Source organism: Polynucleobacter sp. 39-46-10, assembly GCF_002282275.1.
Window position 1 is genome coordinate 1 of the sequence record NZ_NCJB01000469.1, and the last position, 1,415, is coordinate 1,415.

The 1,415-nt window shown below is 46.4% G+C and carries 2 protein-coding genes; one reads left to right on the forward strand and one right to left on the reverse strand.

The features are described from left to right. A partial coding sequence (locus B7X71_RS16855) for a hypothetical protein (RefSeq protein ID WP_293601590.1) occupies window positions 1–399 on the forward strand: 399 nt, incomplete at its 5' end. 41 nt (window positions 400–440) lie between these two features. On the opposite strand, the gene B7X71_RS16860 is transcribed toward B7X71_RS16855, so the two are convergent. Further along, window positions 441–1,415: acyl-CoA dehydrogenase (locus B7X71_RS16860; RefSeq protein ID WP_293601591.1), on the reverse strand; the 975-nt coding region annotated here is incomplete at its 5' end.

Here is a 1,415-nt window from a genome sequence, read left to right on the forward strand (position 1 = left end):
GGGACTGGCTTGAACTGTTTTTATTTGCAAGGACTTAAATCCTTCTGGGGTTGGGCTCAACTATTTTCATTTATTGGTGGAATTGCTGGTTGGCTGATTCTCAAAGACTCGCAATTTAATTCTGCGCCTGGTTGGGTTCTCATCACCTTTGGCTTTATCAGCTTCGAGGCGAGCTGGCTAACCACCATAGCTTATGGTTTACGTGCTGATGAAAAGTGGGATGCAGAATTTAATCCAAACATAGATCCGAGCAAAGCCACTAAATCAGGCTGGCCGGTTGTATTAACTGTGATCTTTTCTTTAGTATTTGGCGCTGGCGTCATGATGACCTTCCTCGCCATTGCCTTTGAGCAATTCTTTATTTCACAGCTTCAGGAAGCAAGAAAGCTATCCCAGTAATGCAGATAGCTTTTTGAATGGCAATAACAGTTTTTTAAATCCTAAAACTGTTCCGCTGACAGGGCATTAGTGGAATGACCGCTCTCTAGGATCGAGGTTGCTAGAGCTTGAGATTGTGGCAAGAGATTTTCTGCAAAGAATCGTGCAGTGGCAATCTTGGCATCATAAAAATTAGGATCACCTGCGCGTAGCTCCTGCGCAGCCAGTAAGGCACGTGCCATTTGCCAGGCACCCAATATCAAGCCGCATAAACGTAAGTAAGCAAAGCTACCGGCGTAGACAGCCTTAACATCTGTCTTTGAATTTGCCACAATAAACTCAACAGCAGATTCAAAAGCAATACGTGCAGCGGTTAATTGCTTCAGCGCTGCCTTTGCATCTGCGGTGCCACTGCTTGCGAGATCTTTTTCAGTTTGCTGAATTTTTTCAGAGAATAGTTTTGCAGTTGCGCCACCATCACGCACCGTTTTTCTACCAATCAGATCATTTGCCTGAATAGCTGTAGTGCCCTCATAGATTGTCAGAATACGAGCATCACGATAATGTTGCGCTGCGCCTGTCTCTTCAATGAATCCCATACCACCGTGCACTTGCACACCGAGACTGGCTACCTCAATCGACATTTCAGTTGAGAAACCTTTCACAATCGGCACCAGAAATTCATAAACTGCTTGACTCTGCTTGCGAGAGGCTTCATCAGGGGAAGCATGTTGGGCATCATAAGCAGCAGCCGCGTAATACGCCAAGGCTCTAGATGCCTCGATATAGCCGCGCATAGTCATCAGCATCCGCTTTACATCTGGCTGATGAATAATTGCTACAGGACCTGGAGAGCCGGCTAGATCGCGACTCTGTACGCGGTCTTTGGCATATTGCACCGCTTTTTGATAGGCACGCTCTGCAACCGCAATACCCTGCATACCCACTGCAAAGCGAGCTGCATTCATCATCACGAACATATACTCCAGCCCACGATTTTCTTCGCCCACTAAATATCCAGTTGCACCACCATGAAT